We start from the raw sequence: 22,102 nt of genomic DNA on the forward strand, positions 1-22,102 counted from the left end.
ATGGTATTACAACGACATGAAATAAATGAAACAGATACATGGGATCTTTCAACAATCTACCCAACAGACCAGGCTTGGGAAGAAGCCTTGAAAGATTTAACTGAAAAAGTACAAACAGCATCTCAGTATGAGGGGCATCTCTTGGATAGCGCAGACAGTTTGCTTGAGATTACAGAATTCTCACTTGACTTGGAACGCCAAGTTGAAAAGCTTTATGTCTATGCACATATGAAAAATGACCAGGACACGCGTGAAGCCAAGTATCAAGAGTACTATGCCAAGGCTATGGCCCTATACAGTCAGTTAGAACAATCCTTTTCATTCTATGAACCTGAGTTTATGGAGATTAGCGAAGAGCAGTATGCGGCTTTCCTAGAAGCTCAACCAAAACTCCAAGTTTACAAACACTTTTTTGATAAGCTCTTGCAGAAGAAAGACCATGTTCTTTCGCAACGTGAAGAAGAATTGCTTGCTGGAGCAGGAGAAATCTTTGGTTCTGCTAGTGAAACTTTCGCTATTTTGGACAATGCGGATATTAGCTTCCCATATGTTCTTGATGATGAAGGCAATGAAGTGCAACTCTCACACGGTACTTACATCCGTTTGATGGAGTCTAAAAATCGTGAAGTGCGTCGTGGTGCCTATGAAGCCCTTTATGCAACTTATGAGCAATTCCAACACACTTACGCTAAGACTTTGCAGACAAATGTTAAGGTGCAAAACTATCGAGCAAAGGTTCGTAACTATAAGAGTGCTCGCCATGCAGCCCTCGCAGCAAACTTTGTTCCAGAAAGTGTCTATGACAATCTAGTAGCAGCAGTTCGCAAACATTTGCCGCTCTTGCATCGTTACCTTGAACTTCGTTCTAAAATCTTGGGGATTTCTGATCTCAAGATGTACGATGTCTACACACCACTTTCGTCAGTAGATTATAGTTTTACTTATGAGGAAGCCTTGAAAAAGGCAGAAGAGGCCTTGGCAGTCTTGGGTGACGACTACTTGAGCCGTGTCAAACGTGCCTTTAGCGAGCGTTGGATTGATGTCTATGAAAACCAAGGCAAGCGTTCTGGTGCTTATTCTGGTGGTTCTTACGATACTAATGCCTTTATGCTTCTAAACTGGCAGGATAATTTAGATAATCTCTTTACCCTTGTCCATGAAACAGGTCACAGTATGCATTCAAGCTATACTCGTGAAACTCAGCCTTATGTTTACGGGGATTACTCAATCTTCTTGGCAGAGATTGCCTCAACGACCAATGAAAATATCTTGACAGAGAAATTGTTGGAAGAAGTAGAAGATGATGCAACTCGCTTTGCTATTCTCAATAACTTCCTAGACGGTTTCCGTGGAACAGTCTTCCGTCAAACTCAATTCGCTGAGTTTGAACATGCCATTCACCAAGCAGACCAAAATGGAGAAGTCTTGACAAGTGATTTCCTCAATAAACTCTACGCTGACTTGAACCAAGAGTACTATGGACTCAGCAAGGAAGACAATCCTCAGATCCAATACGAGTGGGCACGCATCCCACACTTCTACTATAACTACTATGTTTATCAATATTCAACTGGTTTTGCAGCTGCTTCAGCCTTGGCTGAGAAGATTGTCCATGGAAGTCAAGAAGACCGTGACCGCTATATCGACTACCTCAAGGCAGGTAAGTCTGACTATCCGCTCAATGTTATGAGAAAAGCGGGAGTGGATATGGAGAAAGAAGACTATCTCAACGATGCCTTTGCAGTCTTTGAACGCCGCTTGAACGAGTTTGAAGCCCTTGTTGAAAAATTGGGACTGGCTTAAGATGGTAGAGTCTTATAGTAAAAATGCCAATCACAATATGCGACGTCCCGTCGTCAAGGAAGAAATCGTAGAACTCATGCGCCAGCGTCAAAAGCAGGTGACAGGTTCCTTGAAAGAATTGGAAGTCTTCGCACGCAAGGAAAACATTCCTATCATTCCCCATGAAACGGTCGCTTACTTTCGATTTCTCATGGAGACCATACAGCCCAAGAACATTTTGGAAATTGGGACGGCAATTGGCTTTTCGGCCCTTCTGATGGCGGAACATGCACCAAATGCTAAGATTACAACCATTGACCGTAATCCTGAGATGATTGGCTTCGCCAAGGAAAACTTTGCCCAGTTTGACAGTCGCAAGCAAATCACTCTTTTGGAAGGAGATGCTGTAGATGTCTTGTCAACCTTGACTGAAACTTATGACTTTGTCTTTATGGATTCGGCCAAGTCCAAGTACATCGTCTTTCTACCAGAAATCCTCAAACACTTGGAAGTTGGTGGAGTAGTAGTTTTGGATGATATTTTCCAAGGAGGCGATGTTGCCAAGGATATCATGGAAGTCCGTCGGGGTCAACGCACAATCTATAAGGGATTACAAAGACTTTTCAAAGCAACTTTGGACAATCCAGATTTAACGGCGACTCTAGTTCCGCTCGGGGATGGAATTCTCATGCTGAGAAAAAATGTAGCAGATGTCCAACTTCCTGATAGTGAATGATTTTTAGAAAAATTTAAGACAATTTAGTAAAATAGAGAAGGTAACTTACCATAAAAGGAGTAAACATGAAGAAAAAACTATTGGCAGGAGCCATTACCTTATTATCTGTAGCGACTTTGGCTGCTTGTTCAAAAAGTTCTGAAGGAGCTGACCTCATCAGCATGAAGGGTGATGTCGTCACTGAACATCAATTTTATGAACAAGTCAAAAATAACCCAACTGCGCAACAAGTTTTGCTTAATATGGCCATTGAAAAAGTTTTTGAAAAACAATATGGTTCAGAAGTAACTGATAAAGAAGTGGATGATGCTGTTGCTGAAGAGCAGAAGAAATACGGTGATAGTTATCAAAAGGTTCTTTCACGTGCGGGTATGACTCCTGAGACTCGTAAAGCTCAAATTCGCACAAGTAAGTTGGTCGAATTGGCAGTTAAAAAAGCAGCAGAGAGTGAATTGACAGACGAGGCTTACCAAAAAGCTTTTGAGTCTTATACACCAGATGTAACAGCTCAGATCATCCGTATGGATAATGAAGACAAGGCCAAAGAAGTGCTTGAAAAAGCAAAAGCAGAAGGAGCTGACTTTGCCCAGTTGGCAAAAGACAACTCAAATGATGACAAGACAAAAGAAAATGGTGGCGAAATCACTTTTGACTCTGCTTCAACAGAACTTCCAGAACAAGTCAAGAAGGCGGCCTTTGCCTTGGATGTGAATGGTGTCTCTGATGTTATCACAGCGACTGGAACACAAGCCTACAGTACCCAATACTACATTATTAAGCTAACCAAGAAAACAGAAAAATCATCAAACCTAGATGACTACAAAGAAAAATTGAAAACGGTCATCCTGGCTCAGAAACAAAACGATTCATCTTTCGTTCAGAGCGTTATCGGAAAAGAATTCCAAGCTGCCAATATTAAAGTGAAAGATCCTGTTTTCCAAAATATCTTTGCCCAATACGTTGGTGGTGCCGACTCAAACTCAAGCAGCAGCTCATCAGCAGAATAAAAAAAAAATACAAACTTTATCTTGAAGTTTGTATTTTTTAGTAATCAGCTTTGACCAAATAGCAAAATTCGAAGGATTGGAGGATAAGAGTTTTTTTCTTTCTGAAAAAATGGTATAATAGCAATCAAAACTAGAAAATAAAACGGAATTAGGAACAGTTTTCTCTGTTTCTATTAGAGTGGTGACATATGAAAATTAGTAAAAGGCACCTATTGAACTATTCCATTTTAATTCCTTACCTCCTTTTATCGATTTTGGGTCTAATTGTCGTTTACTCAACAACGAGTGCTACCCTGATCCAAGAAGGAAAAAGTGCTCTTCAGTTAGCTCGGAACCAAGGAATGTTTTGGGTAGTTAGTTTGGTTTTGATTGCCTTAATTTATAAACTGAAACTTGGGTTTTTAAGAAATGAACGCTTGATTTTTATCGTCATGTTTGTAGAGATGATTCTCCTGGCTTTGGCGCGGCTAATTGGAACACCAGTCAATGGTGCCTACGGTTGGATTTCTGTAGGACCTGTAACGATTCAGCCTGCGGAGTACCTTAAGATTATTATCATCTGGTATTTGGCGCATCGTTTTTCAAAACAGCAGGATGAGATAGCTGTTTACGATTTCCAAGTCTTGACTCAGAATCAGTGGTTACCTCGAGCTTTTAACGACTGGCGTTTCGTTTTACTGGTTTTGATTGGTAGTTTGGGAATTTTCCCTGACTTGGGAAATGCGACCATTCTGGTTTTGGTGTCGCTGCTTATGTACACAGTTAGTGGAATTGCCTATCGTTGGTTCTCGACTATTCTAGCTCTCTTAGCAGGAAGTTCCATTTTAGCCTTGTCTGTCATTCGTCTTGTTGGGATTGAGAAGTTTTCTCAAATTCCGGTATTTGGTTACGTTGCTAAACGTTTCAGCGCCTTCTTTAATCCTTTCAATGACTTGGCAGGCGCAGGGCACCAGCTTGCAAATTCTTACTATGCCATGGTGAATGGTGGCTGGTTTGGACTTGGACTAGGAAATTCTATCGAAAAGCGTGGTTATTTGCCAGAAGCCCATACGGACTTCGTCTTTTCGATTGTCATCGAGGAATTTGGATTTGTAGGAGCAAGTATGATTTTGGCACTCCTCTTCTTCTTGATTTTGAGAATCATCCTAGTCGGTATTCGAGCTAAGGATCCCTTTAACTCCATGGTTGCTATCGGTGTCGGAGGGATGATCCTTGTTCAGGTCTTTGTCAATATCGGTGGGATTTCCGGTTTGATTCCTTCTACAGGGGTAACCTTCCCCTTCCTTTCACAAGGGGGAAATAGCCTTCTGGTCTTATCCGTAGCCATTGCCTTTGTACTAAATATCGATGCTAGTGAAAAACGTGCCAAACTTATCAGAGAATATGAAGATCAAACTTCTGTTACTCTATAAGGATTGAATGGAAAGGAAAGTTTATGTCACTTCAAAAATTAGAAAACTATAGCAATAAAGCCGTCGTCCAAGAAGAAGTCTTGATTTTGACAGAGCTATTAGAAGACATCACAAAAAATATGCTTGCGCCTGAGACTTTTGATAAAATCATGCAGTTGAAGAACTTGTCTACAAGCGAAGACTATCAAGGACTCAATAAATTGGTGACCAGCCTTTCAAACGAAGAAATGATTTATATTTCTCGTTATTTCTCAATTCTTCCACTCTTGATCAATATCTCTGAAGATGTGGATTTGGCTTATGAGATCAATCACCAAAATAATGTGGACCAAGACTATCTAGGAAAACTGTCAACAACCATTAAGATGGTGGCTGAAAAAGAAAACGCGGCTACAATTTTGGAGCAGCTGAATGTAGTTCCAGTTTTGACTGCCCACCCTACTCAAGTACAACGTAAGAGTATGTTGGATTTGACCAATCACATCCATACTCTTTTGCGTAAGTACCGTGATGTCAAACTAGGCTTGATCAACAAAGAAAAATGGCACACCGATCTCCGTCGTTATATTGAGATTATCATGCAAACGGACATGATTCGCGAGAAGAAATTGAAAGTAACCAACGAAATCACCAACGTGATGGAGTACTATCAAAGTTCTTTTTTGAATGCTGTTCCACGTTTGACGGCTGAGTATAAGAAACTAGCTAAAGAACAAGGTATCGAGCTCCAACATCCAAAACCGATTACCATGGGGATGTGGATCGGAGGAGACCGTGATGGGAATCCTTTCGTAACAGCGGAAACCCTCAACAAATCAGCCTTGACCCAGTGTGAAGTCATCATGAATTATTACGATGAGAAGATTTATAACCTCTATCGTGAATTTTCACTGTCAACCAGCATCGTGAATGTCAGTGACAAGGTTCGTGAGATGGCTCTTAAGTCACAGGATAACTCCATTTATCGTGAAAAAGAACTCTATCGTCGTGCCCTCTTTGACATCCAAGCTAAGATGCGGGCAACCAAGACCTATCTTATCGAAGATAAGGATGTTCATCCAAGATATGCTACCGCGGATGAATTTTACCAAGACTTGTTAGCTATCCGGGATTCTCTCCTTGAGAACAAGGGGGAATACCTGATCTCAGGAGAATTTGTCGAGCTGATGCAAGCAGTTGAAATCTTTGGCTTCTACCTTGCCTCTATCGACATGCGCCAGGATTCTAGCGTTCACGAAGCCTGTGTGGCTGAATTGTTAGCATCAGCTGGTATCAACGATCACTATAGCGATCTGTCTGAAGACGAAAAATGTAGCCTTCTCTTAAAAGAGTTGGAAGAAGACCCTCGTATCCTCTCAGCCACTCATGCTGAAAAGTCAGAACTGCTTGAGAAGGAACTGTCTATCTTTAAAGCTGCCCGCAAGTTGAAGGATAAACTGGGTGAAAATGTCATTCGTCAAACCATCATCTCTCACGCAACAAGTGTATCCGATATGCTCGAACTAGCCATTATGCTTAAGGAAGTCGGCTTGGTGGATGCTCAAAAAGCCCGCGTTCAGATTGTTCCCCTCTTTGAAACGATCGAGGACTTGGATCACTCAGAAGAGACTATGAGAAGATATTTCTCTCTACCTTTGGCTAAAAAATGGATTGCTTCAAAGGATAACTACCAAGAAATCATGCTTGGCTACTCTGATAGTAACAAGGACGGTGGTTACCTGTCATCATGTTGGACCCTCTACAAGGCGCAACAACAACTAACTGCTATTGGAGACGAATTTGGCGTTAAAGTTACCTTCTTCCATGGTCGTGGTGGTACTGTGGGTCGTGGTGGTGGCCCAACTTATGAAGCTATTACATCCCAACCACTCAAATCTATCAAAGACCGCATCCGTCTGACTGAGCAGGGAGAAGTGATTGGAAACAAATACGGAAACAAAGATGCTGCCTATTATAACCTTGAGATGTTGGTTTCTGCAGCCATTAACCGTATGATTACCAAAAAGAAGAGTGATACCAACACATCAAATCGTTACGAAGCTATCATGGATCAAGTAGTGGACCGTAGCTACGATATCTACCGTGATTTGGTCTTTGGAAATGAACATTTCTATGACTATTTCTTCGAGTCAAGCCCAATCAAAGCTATTTCAAGCTTTAACATCGGTTCGCGTCCAGCAGCTCGTAAGACCATCACTGAAATCGGCGGTTTACGTGCTATCCCTTGGGTCTTCTCATGGTCACAAAGTCGTGTCATGTTTCCTGGATGGTATGGCGTGGGTTCAAGCTTCAAAGAATTTATTGATCAAGATCCTGATAATATTGAGATCCTCCGTGATATGTACCAAAACTGGCCTTTCTTCCAATCCCTACTCTCTAATGTGGACATGGTCTTGTCTAAGTCTAACATGAACATTGCCTTCGAATATGCCAAGCTCTGTGAAGATGAAGAAGTGCAAGCCATCTATTACACCATTTTAGATGAATGGCAGTTGACCAAGGACGTTATTTTAGCTATTGAAGGCTATGACGAACTCTTGGCTGAAAACTCTTACCTAAAAGACAGTCTAAACTATCGTATGCCTTACTTTAATATCCTTAACTACATCCAGTTGGAGTTGATTAAACGTCAACGTCGTGGTGAGTTGTCAACAGACGAAGAAAGATTGATCCACACAACTATCAACGGAATTGCAACAGGTTTGCGTAATTCAGGTTGATATTTTCTAAACTTCCTCTTTTTCTAGGGGAAGTTTTTGAATAGTTTGAAAAATTCTAAAAATAGTCTTGACAAGTAATTGAAAAATGATATAATTTAAACATTCAGAAAGTAATCATTGAAGTTTTTTAGAGAGTCTGTGGTTGGTGGAAACAGATAAATGAAAGTGATGAAAATTGGGCTGAATGTTCTTAAGAATTTGAAATCATAAAAATTCGGTGAGCACACCTTACAGTGCAACTCGTGAATGCGAGAAAGAGCGATAGGGATATTCCCTATAATTGAGGTGGCACCGCGCATCGACGTCCTCACACAAGTTTTTTGTGTGAGGACTTTTTTGTTGGAGGAGACTTATGGAATTTAAACGATGGCGTCGCTTGTTTTGAGTGAAAAGAGTATAGTACAAGTGATTTAAAAGGAGAAAAAATATGAAAAATAAACGTTTAATTGGAATTATCGCTGGATTAGCAGTATTGGTAGTGGCTAGTTTGATCTATTCATCTATGAACAAGCCAGCAGCTAAGGTGGAGCAAAAAGTTGCTAAGGTTGGTGTCCTTCAATTTGTTAGTCACCCATCCTTGGACTTGATTTACCAAGGGATTCAAGATGGACTAGCTGAAGAAGGCTATAAGGACGATCAAGTAAGAATCGACTTTATGAACTCTGAAGGTGATCAGAGCAAGGTTGCAACCATGAGTAAACAATTGGTGGCAAATGGAAATGACGTTGTTGTTGGGATTGCAACACCAGCTGCTCAAGGACTTGCTAGTGCTACAAAAGACCTACCTGTTATCATGGCTGCTATTACAGACCCAATCGGTGCTAACTTGGTCAAAGATTTGAAAAAACCAGGTGGCAACATCACAGGGGTGTCAGATCATAACCCAGCTGAACAGCAAGTGGAATTGATTAAAACTTTGACACCAAATGTCAAAACAATCGGCGCTCTTTACTCAAGTAGCGAAGATAACTCAAAAACACAGGTAGAAGAATTCAAGGCTTATGCTGAAAAAGCGGGTTTGACAGTCGAAACCTTTGCTGTTCCTTCAACTAACGAAATTGCTTCAACTGTTAATGTTATGACAAGCAAGGTCGACGCAATCTGGGTTCCAATTGACAACACCATCGCATCAGCCTTCCCAACAGTTGTTTCAAGTAACCAAACAGCTAAAAAGCCAATCTATCCAAGTGCCACTGCCATGGTAGAAGCAGGAGGACTGGCATCTGTAGTAGTTGATCAACATGACCTTGGGGTGGCTACTGGTAAGATGATTGCTAAAGTTTTGAAAGGTGAAAAACCAGCTGATACTCCAGTTAATGTCTTCTCAACTGGTAAATCAGTTATCAACAAAAAACTAGCGCAAGAACTTGGTATCACCATTCCGGAGTCTGTTCTAAAAGAAGCAGGACAAGTGATTGAATAAAGATAAAGGAGGAGTTGGGGACATCTCCTCCCATTTTTACTAAAGAAAGAAATGAGTGAAAAATTATGATAGTATCCATTATTTCTCAGGGGATGGTCTGGGCGATTCTAGGTTTGGGAATCTTTATGACTTTTCGAATTTTGAATTTTCCAGATATGACTACTGAGGGCTCTTTTCCTCTAGGAGGAGCAGTGGCTGTAACCTTGATAACACAGGGAGTCAATCCATTTTTAGCGACCTTGGCTGCAGTAGGAGCAGGTTGCCTAGCTGGTATGGCGACAGGTCTCTTATATACCAAAGGAAAAATTCCAACTCTCTTATCAGGGATTTTGGTCATGACTTCTTGCCATTCTATCATGCTGATGATTATGGGACGTGCCAATCTGGGGCTTCTTGGGACCAAGCAAATTCAGGATGTCTTACCTTTTGATTCGGACCTCAATCAACTCCTGACTGGATTTGTCTTTGTTGCTCTTGTAATTGCTCTCATGCTCTTTTTCCTTGATACTAAACTAGGTCAGGCTTACATCGCTACAGGAGACAATCCCGATATGGCTCGTAGCTTTGGTATCAATACAGGACGAATGGAACTCATGGGTTTGGTTCTTTCAAATGGGATTATCGCGCTTGCAGGAGCCTTAATTGCTCAACAAGAAGGATATGCGGATGTTTCTCGAGGAATCGGCGTGATTGTCGTAGGGCTTGCTAGCTTGATTATTGGTGAGGTTTTGTTCAAGAGTTTGACCTTGGCAGAGCGACTCATGACCATCGTTGTAGGGTCTATTGCTTATCAGTTCCTCGTCTGGGGAGTGATTGCTCTTGGGTTTAATACAAGTTATCTTCGTTTGTACAGCGCCTTGATTTTGGCAGTTTGCCTTATGATTCCAACCTTCAAAAGCAAATACCTGAAAGGAGTCAAGTTTAACAAATGACAGCAATTGTAGAATTAAAAAATGCTACCAAAGTCATCACGAATGGCTTTGATGAGGAAAAAATCATTCTGAATGATGTTTCTCTTGAAATTTTCGAACATGATTTCATTACCATCCTAGGTGGAAATGGCGCTGGGAAGTCAACGCTTTTTAACACTATTGCAGGTACCCTAACTTTAACAAGTGGAAGTATCCGTATCATGGGGGAGGATGTGACGCATTTTTCACCTGAAAAGCGGGCTAAGTACCTGTCTCGTGTCTTTCAGGATCCTAAAATGGGTACGGCTCCTCGTATGACGGTGGCGGAAAATCTCTTGATTGCCAAGTATCGTGGTGAGAAGAGAGGGCTCCTTCCTAGAAGGCTATCAAGTCACCGCGAGGAGTTTCAGGAAACCATTGAAAAAGTGGGAAATGGTCTTGAAAAACATCTCGACACTCCGATTGAGTTTCTATCAGGTGGACAACGTCAGGCCTTGAGTCTCTTGATGGCAACCTTAAAGCGACCAGAGTTGCTCTTGTTGGATGAACACACAGCAGCTTTAGATCCAAAGACCAGTGTTGCCTTGATGGAGTTAACAGATGAATTTGTCAGCAAAGACCATCTGACTGCCCTCATGATTACCCACCATATGGAGGATGCTCTCAAGTATGGAAACCGTCTCATCGTTATGAAAGAAGGCCGTATCATCCAAGACCTCAATAAAGAAGAAAAAGCTAAGATGAAAATTTCAGACTACTATCAACTGTTTGAGTAGATAATTTTTAAATCAAGTATCCTTAAAAACTTAGAAGTAAGATTTCTACTTCTAGGTTTTTTAGTGGCATTTAAACTTTATTTATATTTCTCTTTTCGTCTATTTTACTTTATAATATAATCGATTTAAGAATTTCAAACTTTGATAAGTGTAAGGAGATAAAAACATGGCATATACACAAGAAGATTTTCAGGAATGGATTTTTCAGATTGGATTTAAGATGGATTATTTTACCAAGGAGTTTGCGGAGAAAGAAGGGCTAAATTTAGACTATAGCATTCAGTCCTTGGATGATTTGGAAGCTTGGATCTTGGCGCATTATGAAGATCATCATGCTTTGATAGCGGACCGTAAGATGTTGGACTACCTGACAGTTTATATTGGCGAAACCTTTCGCAAGCATCTGGGTGGTAAGTGGTTTATTGACCTTAAAAATAAAAAGAACGCCTATTATTCTATGCCTGTATTGACCGATCCATCCTATAGAGGAGTGGTGTACAAAGCACCATTGACTTATGCAACGGCTTGCATCAGTAGAAAAGATGGTCAGTATATTAGCAGAATATTGAAAAATAACCTCGAAAATCAAGTAAAATAGGATTGAATTTATTCTAATCTTTCACAACTATTAGAATGATTGGCTCAGAAGATTCACTTTTACATGATAGCTGGAAATTTATGAAATAGTCTCATGTAAAGTGTATGAAATGGTTTACTTTTTTTCAGAAATAAGCTATACTAGTTAACGTAAAACTATGATAAGATGGAGGTATTGTGTATGGTTGACAAGCAAGTTATTGAAGAAATCAAAAACAATACCAACATTGTGGAAGTCATAGGCGACGTGATTTCTTTACAAAAGGCTGGACGGAACTATTTAGGGCTCTGTCCTTTTCATGGTGAGAAGACCCCTTCTTTCAACGTTGTGGAAGACAAGCAGTTTTATCACTGTTTCGGATGTGGTCGTTCAGGAGATGTTTTTAAGTTCATCGAAGAGTACCAAGGTGTGTCCTTTATGGAAGCTGTTCAGCTCTTAGGGGAGCGCGTCGGTATTCAATTGTCCATGCCTGTCCAGTCTCGTCCTCAACAGGCCTCCCCTCATCAAGCTTTATATGATATGCATGAAGAAGCTGCCCGTTTTTACCATGCAATTCTCATGACGACCAAGATGGGAGAAGAAGCAAGGGCTTATCTCTACAAACGTGGATTGACGGATGATGTTCTGAAGCACTTCCAGATTGGACTGGCTCCAGCAGAGAGAACCTATCTCTATCAACGTTTGGCTGACAAGTTCGAGGAAAAGGATTTATTGGATTCGGGCTTGTTTTATTTGTCAGATGACAATCAGTTCTTGGATACCTTTTTCGGACGTATTGTCTTTCCTTTGACCAATGACAAGGGGCAGGTTATTGCATTTTCAGGTCGTATCTGGCAAGAAACGGATAGTCAGACTGCTAAGTATAAAAATAGTCGTTCAACTGCAATTTTTAATAAGAGTTACGAATTGTATCATTTGGATAAGGCAAAAAAGGGAACAGGTAAGATCACAGAACTCTATCTGATGGAAGGCTTCATGGATGTTATCGCGGCCTACCGTGCTGGTATAGAAAATGCTGTGGCTTCCATGGGAACAGCTCTGAGCAAGGAACATGTTGACCACCTCAAACGCTTTACCAAAAAAATTGTTCTCAGCTATGATGGCGACAAGGCAGGGCAGGCAGCAACAGCCAAGGCTTTAGAGGAGTTAAAAGATCTCTCAGTGGAAGTTGTCCGAGTACCTGATGCCATGGACCCAGATGAGTATTTGCAAAAGAATTCTGCTGAAGACCTGGCTTACCTTCTAACCAAGACACGAATCAGTCCCATAGAGTTCTATATTCACCAGCTCAAGCCTGAAAATAGTGATAACTTACAGGCGCAAATTGAGTTCATTGAAAAGATTGCGCCCTTAATCGCCAAAGAAAAGTCGATCACTGCGCAGAATTCTTACATTCACATTCTGGCGGATAACCTACCTTCCTTTGATTACCAGCAGGTAGAACAGATTGTAAATGAAAGTCGGATTGTTCAGAGACAGGAGAGAGTCAAAGAGGAGAAAACTCCAGCAGCGATTAGTTTACCTGTAACGCGACAACTGACAGCAGTCATGAGAGCAGAGGCTCATCTCCTTTATAGGATGGCTGAAAATCCAGTTGTTCTAAATGACTACCGATTGAGAGAAGATTTTTTCTTCGATACCCCAGAATTTCAGATTCTTTACGAATTATTAAGTGTAGAGGGACAAATCGGATCAGAGGAGCTTTCTCATCAGACTCCTGAGGTTGAAAATGCCTGGTACCACGTGCTTAGTCTGGATTTGCCAGCTGAGATGTCGCCTCAAGAGTTAGTGGAAGTCGAAGAGACTCGAAACCGTGCCCTCCTCGGCAAGGATAACTTAAGAATTAAAAAGAAAGTGCAGGAAGCTAGTCATGTAGGAGATACAGACACAGCCTTGGAAGAATTGCAACGATTGATTTCCCAAAAGAGAAGAATGGAGTAATAATGGCAACAAAACAAAAAGAAGTAACGACATTTGATGTGCAAGTAGCAGACTTTATCCGTAACCACAAAAAAACAGGAACAGCAACAGATGATGAAATCAATTCAAGTCTGGTTATTCCTTTTACCCTAGATGCAGACGGCATTGAAGACCTTTTGCAACGGATTCAGGATGCTGGCATTTCTATTACGGATAACGAAGGGAATCCAAGTGCACGTGTCCTTAGTACAGAAGAAGAGCCGGAACTCAGTGATGAGGATTTGATTGGCTCAACCTCTGCCAAGGTTAATGACCCAGTCCGTATGTATTTGAAGGAAATCGGGGTAGTTCCTCTCTTGACCAATGAAGAGGAAAAAGAATTGGCCCTAGCAGTTGAAGCTGGTGATATCGAAGCCAAACAACGTCTTGCGGAAGCCAACCTTCGTTTGGTAGTTTCGATTGCTAAGCGCTACGTAGGGCGTGGTATGCAGTTTCTTGACTTGATCCAAGAAGGAAACATGGGCTTGATGAAGGCCGTGGACAAGTTTGACTATTCAAAAGGATTCAAGTTTTCTACTTACGCAACTTGGTGGATTCGTCAGGCGATCACTCGTGCCATCGCTGATCAGGCTCGTACCATTCGTATTCCTGTTCACATGGTTGAAACCATTAACAAGCTTGTCCGTGAACAGCGAAATCTCCTTCAAGAATTGGGTCAAGATCCAACTCCTGAACAAATCGCTGAGCGTATGGATATGACACCTGATAAGGTGCGTGAAATCCTAAAAATCGCCCAAGAGCCAGTATCACTTGAAACACCGATTGGTGAAGAGGATGATAGCCATCTTGGGGACTTTATCGAAGACGAAGTGATTGAAAATCCAGTAGACTACACAACTCGTATCGTCTTGCGTGAGCAGTTGGATGAAGTCTTGGATACTCTCACAGACCGTGAAGAAAACGTCTTGCGCTTGCGCTTCGGGCTAGATGATGGGAAAATGCGCACTCTTGAAGATGTTGGTAAAGTCTTTAACGTGACTCGTGAACGTATCCGTCAGATTGAGGCCAAGGCTTTGAGAAAATTGCGTCAACCAAGTCGCAGTAAACCCCTTCGTGATTTTATTGAAGATTAGAGTGAGGATGAACATGGCTTATACAGAAGAGCAAATTGAAACGATCAAAACCCGCATTTTAAATGCCTTGGAAGAGGTCATCGACCCTGAGTTGGGAATTGATATTGTCAACTTAGGTTTGATTTATGAAATTCGTTTTGATGGTGAAACTGGTCACACTGAAATTGATATGACCTTGACAACTATGGGCTGCCCACTGGCTGACCTTTTGACAGACCAGATACATGATGCGATGACAGATGTGCCTGAAGTAACCAATACCGAAGTTAAATTGGTCTGGTATCCAGCTTGGACGGTTGAAAAAATGAGCCGATACGCACGTATCGCCCTAGGAATTAAATAAACAGTAGAAAAATATGAGAGACGATTGGAAAATAGGGTAAATTCCTCTTTTTCCTCTGGTCTCTTCTTTCTTTTGCTGATTTTCTGGAAATAAAATGGTATAATGAATGGTATGGAAAATGAAAAATTGCGTATTAATATGCTAAGTTCAAGTGAAAAAGTGGCTGGTCAGGGAGTATCAGGAGCCTACCGTGAGTTGGTACGTCTCCTACATCGTGATGCCCAAGATCAGTTAATTGTTACGGAGAATCTTCCTGTTGAGGCAGATGTAACTCACTTTCATACCATTGATTTCCCTTATTATTTATCTACATTCCAAAAGAAGCGATCTGGGAGAAAGATTGGCTATGTGCATTTTTTGCCTGATACGCTTGAGGGGAGTTTGAAAATTCCATTTTTCTTAAAGGGAATTATCAAACGCTATGTTTTTTCATTTTACAACCGAATGGAACACTTGGTGGTGGTCAATCCCATGTTTATCGAGGATTTGGTGGCAGCTGGTATTCCACGTGAAAAAGTAACCTATATTCCAAACTTTGTAAATAAGGAAAAATGGCATCCACTGCCAGCTGACCAAGTAGCAAAACTTCGTCAGGAAATGGATTTAGCTGAAGATCAGTTCATCGTAGTCGGTGCAGGTCAGGTTCAGAAACGTAAAGGAATTGATGACTTTATCCGCCTTGCGGAGGAATTGCCAGAAATTACCTTTATCTGGGCAGGTGGTTTTTCATTTGGTGGGATGACAGATGGTTATGAACGCTATAAAAAAATCATGGACAATCCACCTAAAAATCTAATTTTTCCAGGTATTGTTCCTCCAGAGCGAATGCGAGAGCTCTATGCTTTAGCGGATCTCTTCTTGCTACCAAGTTACAATGAATTATTCCCTATGACCATCTTAGAGGCAGCAAGTTGTGAAGCGCCGATTATGCTAAGGGATTTAGATCTATACAAGGTCATTCTCGAAGGAAATTATCGTGCTACAAGTGATGTTTCAGAGATGAGAGAAGCCATTCTCGAATACAAAGATCATCCTGAAAAGTTGAAAGACTTGAAAGAAAAAGCTCGCGAGATCTCCAAAGAGTACTCTGAGGAGCATTTGTTGGAAATCTGGTTAAAATTTTATCGAGAACAGGCTGCTTTGGGCAAAAAGTGAGGTAATTTATGCGAATTGGTTTATTTACTGACACCTATTTCCCTCAGGTTTCTGGGGTTGCGACTAGTATTCGAACCTTAAAGACAGAGCTTGAAAAGCAGGGACATGCAGTTTTTATTTTTACAACCACCGATAAAGACGTGAACCGATACGAGGATTGGCAAATTATCCGAATTCCGAGTGTTCCCTTCTTTGCATTTAAGGATCGACGTTTTGCTTATCGTGGCTTTACAAAAGCGCTTGAAATTGCTAAACAGTATCAGCTAGATATCATTCATACGCAAACAGAGTTTTCACTAGGTTTGTTAGGGATTTGGATTGCAAGAGAATTGAAAATTCCTGTTATCCATACCTATCATACCCAGTACGAAGATTACGTGCATTATATTGCTAAGGGTATGCTAATTCGGCCAAGTATGGTAAAATATCTGGTACGGGGCTTCCTTCACGATGTTGATGGAGTGATTTGTCCTAGTGAGATTGTGCAAGACCTTCTATCTAAGTACAAAGTCAAGGTTGAAAAGCGTGTTATCCCGACTGGTATTGAGTTAGCTAAATTTGAACGCCCTGAGATCAAAGAGGAAAACTTACAAGAACTTCGTTTGAAGTTAGGCATTCAGGAAGGCGAGAAAATATTACTGAGTCTTTCTCGTATCTCCTATGAGAAGAATATCCAAGCAGTCATAGCCGCCTTTGCACAGGTTTTGAAAGAAGAAGACAAGGTGAAGCTGGTTGTTGCTGGTGACGGTCCTTATCTGGACAGTCTGAAAGAGCAAGCAGTGAAATTAAACCTGCAAAAACATGTGATTTTTACTGGTATGATCGCCCCAAGTGAGACAGCCTTATACTATAAGGCTGCAGATTTCTTCATCTCTGCCTCTACTAGTGAAACCCAAGGATTAACTTATCTAGAGAGTTTAGCCAGTGGAACGCCTGTCATTGCTCATGGCAATCCTTATCTGGATAATCTGATCAGTGACAAAATGTTTGGAACTCTCTACTATGGAGAGCATGATCTTGCTGGTGCAATCTTGGAGGCCTTGATCGCCACTCCAGATATGGATGAACAGAAGTTGGCTGACAAGTTGTATGAGATTTCGGCTGAGAATTTTGGGAAACGAGTTCATGAGTTTTATCTCGATGCGATGATTTCAAATAAATTTGAGCAGGAACTACGTGGCGACGAACCCATGACACAGCGATTCTTAAAAACTATTTTGTACCTACCTCAGCAGGCTGTTTCAGCTCCAGTTAAAGAGTCCAAACGAATATTAAAGGCTTCTAAAAAGCAATTGTCTAGCATCCGGGATTACTGGAGAGATTAGTAAAAATATAGGAGAATAAAATATGGCAAAAAAATTTATGAGAAGTGGTAGAGATCAAAAAATTGGAGGCGTTTGCGCAGGTGTAGCCCACTATTTTGATATTGACCCTACCATTGTCCGTGTGATTTGGGGCGTTCTTGCCTTTTGTTATGGGGCAGGGGTACTTGCTTACTTGATTTTATGGGTAATTGCACCTGTTTCTAGCGAATATTAAAAGAGAATCAGAATAGAACAAAGAGAAATAAAAAGGAGTCCAGATGGCTTTTGGAGATAATGGAAAACGTAAAAAAACAATGTTTGAAAAAGTAACGCTTTTTGTCGTGCTAATTATGTTGTTTGTAACCCTTGCTGGTATCTTTGCGACAGCGCTTGGAGCTTTTAGCAGATTCTAAGCAAGTTGCTAAGATAGGAACAATAACTAATGACTGGATTTTCCAGTCCTTTTTAAAGTGAGAAGAAAATATGAGTATGTTTTTAGATACAGCTAAGATCAAAGTCAAGGCTGGTAATGGTGGCGATGGCATGGTCGCCTTTCGCCGTGAAAAGTATGTCCCGAATGGCGGTCCTTGGGGTGGTGATGGTGGACGTGGAGGTAACGTCGTTTTCGTTGTGGACGAAGGCTTGCGTACCTTGATGGATTTCCGCTATAACCGTCATTTCAAGGCCGAATCTGGTGAAAAAGGGATGACCAAAGGAATGCATGGACGTGGTGCAGAAGATCTTCGTGTTCGCGTACCACAAGGAACGACTGTACGTGATGCAGAAACAGGTAAAGTCATTACAGACTTGATTGAACATGGTCAAGAATTTATCGTGGCTCATGGTGGTCGAGGTGGTCGAGGAAACATCCGTTTTGCGACACCAAAAAATCCTGCACCTGAGATTTCTGAGAATGGGGAGCCAGGTCAAGAACGTGAGTTGCAACTAGAATTAAAAATCTTGGCGGATGTCGGCTTGGTCGGTTTCCCATCTGTTGGAAAGTCAACTTTGCTTAGTGTCATCACTTCAGCCAAACCTAAAATCGGTGCTTATCATTTTACAACGATTGTGCCAAATCTAGGTATGGTTCGTACGCAGTCAGGTGAATCTTTTGCAGTAGCGGATCTTCCCGGTTTGATTGAGGGAGCTAGCCAGGGTGTCGGCTTGGGGACTCAGTTCCTTCGTCATATTGAACGCACTCGAGTCATTCTTCATATCGTCGATATGTCGGCGAGCGAAGGTCGTGATCCTTACGAAGATTACCTTGCTATCAATAAAGAGTTGGAATCATACAACCTTCGTCTCATGGAGCGTCCTCAGATCATCGTAGCCAACAAGATGGACATGCCTGAGAGTCAGGAAAATCTTAAAACTTTCAAGGAAAAATTAGCTGCAAACTACGACGAGTTCGAGGAACTTCCAGCTATCTTCCCTATTTCTGGATTGACTAAGCAAGGTTTGGCTACTCTTTTGGATGCGACAGCTGAATTGTTGGATAAGACTCCAGAGTTCTTGCTCTATGACGAATCTGATATGGAAGAAGAAGCTTACTATGGCTTTGATGAGGAAGAAAAAGCCTTTGAAATTAGCCGCGATGATGATGCTACATGGGTACTTTCTGGTGAAAAACTCATGAAACTCTTTAACATGACCAACTTTGATCGTGATGAGTCTGTCATGAAGTTTGCTCGTCAGTTACGTGGTATGGGTGTTGACGAAGCCCTTCGTGCGCGTGGAGCCAAGGATGGAGACTTGGTACGAATCGGTAAATTTGAGTTTGAATTTGTAGACTAGGAGATTGATATGGGAGATAAACCGATATCATTCCGAGATGCAGATGGAAATTTTGTTTCTGCAGCAGATGTATGGAATGAAAAGAAACTAGAAGAATTGTTTAATCGTCTCAATCCCAAACGTGCTCTTAGATTAGCACGAGAAAAAAAAGGCAATGAGAAGGCTGATAAAGAAGAAAAATAGCCTATCGACATTGATAAAACAGAACCCCGTGATTGTATTCATCACGGGGAATTTTTTAGTCATTGAAGAAAAATGGTGGCGCAAATTTTTTAAGAATTTCAAAGCAAGTCTGTGCTTCTTCAGCATTTTCACAGATAAGAAGGCAGACATCATCACCACATACGGTGGCAATGATTTGTTTAAAATTGAGAGCATCAAGAACAGCTCCAAACGATTGGGCAAGGCCTGGCAAGGTTTTGAGGACAACCTGATGCTGGACAGGACGTAGCATGACTAAGCCATCTTCCATATAGTTTTCCAAGCGTTTTTCCCATTTGGAGATGGAACCAGTATTTAAAACATAGTAAGAATGATCTGCTTCGCGAACCTTTGAAAGGTTCATAGTCTTGATATCGCGTGAGAGAGTAGCCTGTGTGACTTGGATGTCGTTTTCAGCTAGTAAAGCTTGCAACTCTGCCTGTGTATGAATCTTATTTTTAGCTACAAGTGCACGGATGAGTTGGTGTCTATGTTCAGATTTATTCATATGAGGCTGACTCCTTTTATGAGGGGATGGTGATGGAGGATTGTGTGAGATCGACTGTTAAGTGATAGTCTGTATTATCACGGACAGTGATTTCAAAGTCGGTAGTATAGAGAACAAGGCGAAGTGTGTCACCTTTTTTCAGCTTGTAAATAGTTGGTTGCAGCTCTAGCTTGAAGTCCATCCATTCATTTGGTTGGATATTTTCAATCTTTAAGAGGTCACTTCGGTTTTGTAAATTAAGGTAGCCTTTGGAGATGACACGTTGGGCGCTTGGAGTAAATGGCAGTTCGCAGAGATTTTCTAACATGTGGTAGCGACCGTTGTCAATGGTTCTAGCACTTAAAACAGCTGGATAAGGCTGTAGATATTTCTTTTGTCCAAGTTCTAGCAGTTGGGCTGATAATAAGGCCTTGTTTGTACTTGATTTGACACGAAGTTTCAGCTCCACTCGCCCATTTAAGTGAATGTCTTGACTTACTGGAAGGTCAATGGTGATCTGATTAGCTTTTCCTTGGTAAAGTTCTGTGTTGAAAGTCTGGTAAGTCTTACCATAACGATCAAAATCCTTTTGATCATACTGGTTTTGAATCACTTTTTCTTCAGTTCCAAGTGAGAAAGTATGCAGTTCATCTTGCTCGCCAAAGTCATCAAGACACTGCCATGTTTGAGGTACAGTATTGTCTTGCCAGATAACAGTAGGAAGTTGATAGTCTGTTGTAAGTTCTAACAATTTCTTGCTTAAGAGGGCATTCATGGACTCGCGGAAGTCAATTGACTGCCAGTTATTCATATAAACATGAGCCCCATGATGGAAAAATAGGTGCTTATTGATATGAGCTGGAAGAGCATGAAACATCTGGTAAACATGAAGAGGTTTGACATTCCAATCCTGGGAACCATGCGTAAAGACGACCTCAGCTTGAACCTTGTGAGCATTGAGCAGATAGTTGCGGTCATGCCAAAACTGATTGTAGTCACCAGTCTTGCGATCTAATTGTTCTTTTACCTTTTCTAAGTCTGCCTGATGAGCTTCATTACCACGGATATAGTCACCAGCTAGGAGATTGCGGGAGTAAGTCAATTCAGCAAGTGAGTCAAAATCCTCACCTGGATAACCACCTGGGCTAGTCACTAGGCCATTTTCCCGATAGTAGTTGTACCAAGAGGAAATACCTGCTTCTGCGATGATCACTTCTAAGCCATCAACACCAGTGGTGGCAAGACCATTGGACATGGTGCCTAGATAGGAAATTCCTGTTGTTGCTACTTTGCCGTTTGACCAGTCAGCCTTGACTTGGCGCTTGCGCGTGTGGTCCGTGAAAGCTCTACAACGGCCATTGAGCCAGTCAATGACATTTTTATAGGCCTCAATTTGCTGGTAGTCCCCATTGGTCATGAGACCTTGAGAGTCTTTGGTTCCAACGCCCGATACATAGAGATTGGCAAATCCACGTGGGAGGAAGTAGTCATTTAGGGTATATGAGCTATTGATATGAGATAGCTTTTCTTCAGCTTCTGTGACGACTTCTGCTTGACCATGAGGTTCGACGACATTCAGCTTAGGTTCCTCAAGTTCAATGGTGTGGGGCGGTTTGACCTCAAGCTCCCCTTCCATTTTGTAGAGAGCCTTGTCACTGGCTTTGTCGTTGGTTCCTTGGTGATAAGGGCTGGCAGTCATAAGAGCAGGTACTTGAGCATCGTAACTTGGGCGAATAATACTAACCTTGACTAAGTCAGGGAGACCGTCTTTATCAGTATCCACACAGCTCTCGACATAGACGACCTCACGAATGACATCGTGAGTAGAGAAGGTTGCCAAGCTCTTACCGTTAAAGTAGTGGTAGTGATTATCTTCTGCAATAAGCCCATCACTAACAAGCTGGTCGATGAGGGTATTTCCCTTTTTAGTTCGCGTATTTAGCAATTGATAAAGATTTTCAATGAGATCCCCATAAGCAATAGGAAACCCAGTTTCTTTACGGAATTGTTCGGCGTCCTCAAAGTCAACAAGATAGCTAAATCCTAAAAGTTGAAAAACTACAGTATAGAAAATATCAGCAGTCAACTCTTTATCAGACTGAAAGAAGCTCAAAAGGTCCGTTTCTTTATCCACAGCTAAAGTGGATAGAGCATAATCGGTGTTCGCATAAGTGAAAAAACTCCAGCGGACAAATTGTTCAAGTTGTTTTTTTGATGCTTGCCCTGGTACCAGCTTCAAACCAAGCTGAGATAACTCGCGTAAAACTTGCGAATGAGAAACAGGCAAGTAGCTGAATTGATTAAAACGCATGGCGCTCTCCTTTGAAAATATTCTAAATTTAGTATATCAAAAATAAGGTAAAAAAGATATTGTTGACCTGTGATGAAGTCACTTTAAAA

Annotated in this window: 20 protein-coding genes and 1 other annotated feature; of the genes, 18 read left to right on the plus strand and 2 right to left on the minus strand. The window is 41.4% G+C overall.

What is annotated here, in order from left to right; genetic code table 11:
• From pepF to HF881_RS00365, 18 genes are all read left to right on the plus strand, one after another.
• The gene (pepF, locus tag HF881_RS00280) at positions 1-1,803 is read left to right on the plus strand and encodes an oligoendopeptidase F (protein ID WP_169445985.1); all 1,803 of its coding nucleotides are present in this window, start codon (positions 1-3) and stop codon (positions 1,801-1,803) included.
• A gap of 1 nt (position 1,804) precedes the next feature.
• Positions 1,805-2,518: an O-methyltransferase gene (locus HF881_RS00285; protein WP_169445986.1), complete on the plus strand. Its 714-nt coding sequence runs from the start codon at positions 1,805-1,807 to the stop codon at positions 2,516-2,518.
• Between the two features lie 65 nt (positions 2,519-2,583).
• Positions 2,584-3,525 (plus strand): peptidylprolyl isomerase PrsA, encoded by a 942-nt coding sequence (gene prsA, locus HF881_RS00290; protein ID WP_169445987.1) that lies wholly within the window; start codon positions 2,584-2,586, stop codon positions 3,523-3,525.
• A 188-nt stretch (positions 3,526-3,713) separates the two neighbouring features.
• Positions 3,714-4,937 (plus strand): FtsW/RodA/SpoVE family cell cycle protein, encoded by a 1,224-nt coding sequence (locus HF881_RS00295; protein WP_169445988.1) that lies wholly within the window; start codon positions 3,714-3,716, stop codon positions 4,935-4,937.
• 23 nt (positions 4,938-4,960) lie between these two features.
• Entirely contained in the window at positions 4,961-7,657 is a 2,697-nt protein-coding gene (gene ppc / locus HF881_RS00300; RefSeq protein WP_169445989.1) for a phosphoenolpyruvate carboxylase, read from the plus strand.
• Between the two features lie 95 nt (positions 7,658-7,752).
• Positions 7,753-7,969: a binding site (T-box leader), on the plus strand.
• Positions 7,970-8,084: 115 nt separating this feature from the next.
• The gene (trpX, locus tag HF881_RS00305) at positions 8,085-9,080 is read left to right on the plus strand and encodes a tryptophan ABC transporter substrate-binding protein (RefSeq protein ID WP_169445990.1); all 996 of its coding nucleotides are present in this window, start codon (positions 8,085-8,087) and stop codon (positions 9,078-9,080) included.
• Positions 9,081-9,145: 65 nt separating this feature from the next.
• Positions 9,146-10,012, plus strand: coding sequence for an ABC transporter permease (locus tag HF881_RS00310; protein WP_169445991.1), 867 nt, complete (start codon positions 9,146-9,148; stop codon positions 10,010-10,012).
• Positions 10,009-10,767 carry an ABC transporter ATP-binding protein gene (locus HF881_RS00315; protein WP_169445992.1) on the plus strand — a complete coding sequence of 253 codons (759 nt, stop codon included), beginning with the start codon at positions 10,009-10,011 and terminating at the stop codon, positions 10,765-10,767. Before HF881_RS00310 ends, HF881_RS00315 begins: the two co-directional genes overlap by 4 nt.
• 166 nt (positions 10,768-10,933) lie before the next feature.
• Positions 10,934-11,365, plus strand: a complete 432-nt coding sequence (locus tag HF881_RS00320) for a hypothetical protein (RefSeq protein ID WP_169445993.1) — start codon at positions 10,934-10,936, stop codon at positions 11,363-11,365.
• Positions 11,366-11,545: 180 nt separating this feature from the next.
• On the plus strand, positions 11,546-13,306 hold the full coding sequence (gene dnaG / locus HF881_RS00325; protein ID WP_240956771.1) for a DNA primase: 1,761 nt from the start codon (positions 11,546-11,548) through the stop codon (positions 13,304-13,306).
• 2 nt (positions 13,307-13,308) lie between these two features.
• On the plus strand, positions 13,309-14,418 hold the full coding sequence (gene rpoD, locus HF881_RS00330) for an RNA polymerase sigma factor RpoD (protein ID WP_000201893.1): 1,110 nt from the start codon (positions 13,309-13,311) through the stop codon (positions 14,416-14,418).
• Positions 14,419-14,431: 13 nt separating this feature from the next.
• Complete coding sequence (locus tag HF881_RS00335) at positions 14,432-14,761, plus strand: metal-sulfur cluster assembly factor (protein ID WP_000331930.1); 330 nt, start codon at positions 14,432-14,434, stop codon at positions 14,759-14,761.
• Positions 14,762-14,872: 111 nt separating this feature from the next.
• Positions 14,873-15,916, plus strand: coding sequence for a glycosyltransferase family 4 protein (locus tag HF881_RS00340; RefSeq protein ID WP_206283150.1), 1,044 nt, complete (start codon positions 14,873-14,875; stop codon positions 15,914-15,916).
• A gap of 8 nt (positions 15,917-15,924) precedes the next feature.
• Complete coding sequence (locus HF881_RS00345; protein WP_169445996.1) at positions 15,925-17,241, plus strand: glycosyltransferase family 4 protein; 1,317 nt, start codon at positions 15,925-15,927, stop codon at positions 17,239-17,241.
• Positions 17,242-17,263: 22 nt separating this feature from the next.
• The gene (locus HF881_RS00350) at positions 17,264-17,455 is read left to right on the plus strand and encodes a PspC domain-containing protein (protein ID WP_001074503.1); all 192 of its coding nucleotides are present in this window, start codon (positions 17,264-17,266) and stop codon (positions 17,453-17,455) included.
• A 43-nt stretch (positions 17,456-17,498) separates the two neighbouring features.
• Positions 17,499-17,633, plus strand: coding sequence for a DUF4044 domain-containing protein (locus HF881_RS00355; RefSeq protein ID WP_000863854.1), 135 nt, complete (start codon positions 17,499-17,501; stop codon positions 17,631-17,633).
• Between the two features lie 70 nt (positions 17,634-17,703).
• On the plus strand, positions 17,704-19,014 hold the full coding sequence (obgE, locus tag HF881_RS00360) for a GTPase ObgE (RefSeq protein ID WP_000061652.1): 1,311 nt from the start codon (positions 17,704-17,706) through the stop codon (positions 19,012-19,014).
• A gap of 9 nt (positions 19,015-19,023) precedes the next feature.
• On the plus strand, positions 19,024-19,197 hold the full coding sequence (locus HF881_RS00365) for a hypothetical protein (RefSeq protein WP_000502573.1): 174 nt from the start codon (positions 19,024-19,026) through the stop codon (positions 19,195-19,197).
• A 55-nt stretch (positions 19,198-19,252) separates the two neighbouring features.
• Here HF881_RS00365 and HF881_RS00370 read toward each other — a convergent pair whose 3' ends face one another.
• Together HF881_RS00370 and HF881_RS00375 are read right to left on the minus strand one after the other, a co-directional pair.
• The gene (locus HF881_RS00370) at positions 19,253-19,723 is read right to left on the minus strand and encodes an arginine repressor (RefSeq protein ID WP_001043006.1); all 471 of its coding nucleotides are present in this window, start codon (positions 19,721-19,723) and stop codon (positions 19,253-19,255) included.
• A 16-nt stretch (positions 19,724-19,739) separates the two neighbouring features.
• Positions 19,740-22,013 carry a Xaa-Pro dipeptidyl-peptidase gene (locus tag HF881_RS00375; protein WP_169445997.1) on the minus strand — a complete coding sequence of 758 codons (2,274 nt, stop codon included), beginning with the start codon at positions 22,011-22,013 and terminating at the stop codon, positions 19,740-19,742.
• Between the last annotated feature and the right edge of the window lie 89 nt (positions 22,014-22,102).

The organism is Streptococcus sp. WB01_FAA12 (assembly GCF_012843315.1).
Classification (GTDB): Bacteria; Bacillota; Bacilli; order Lactobacillales; family Streptococcaceae; genus Streptococcus.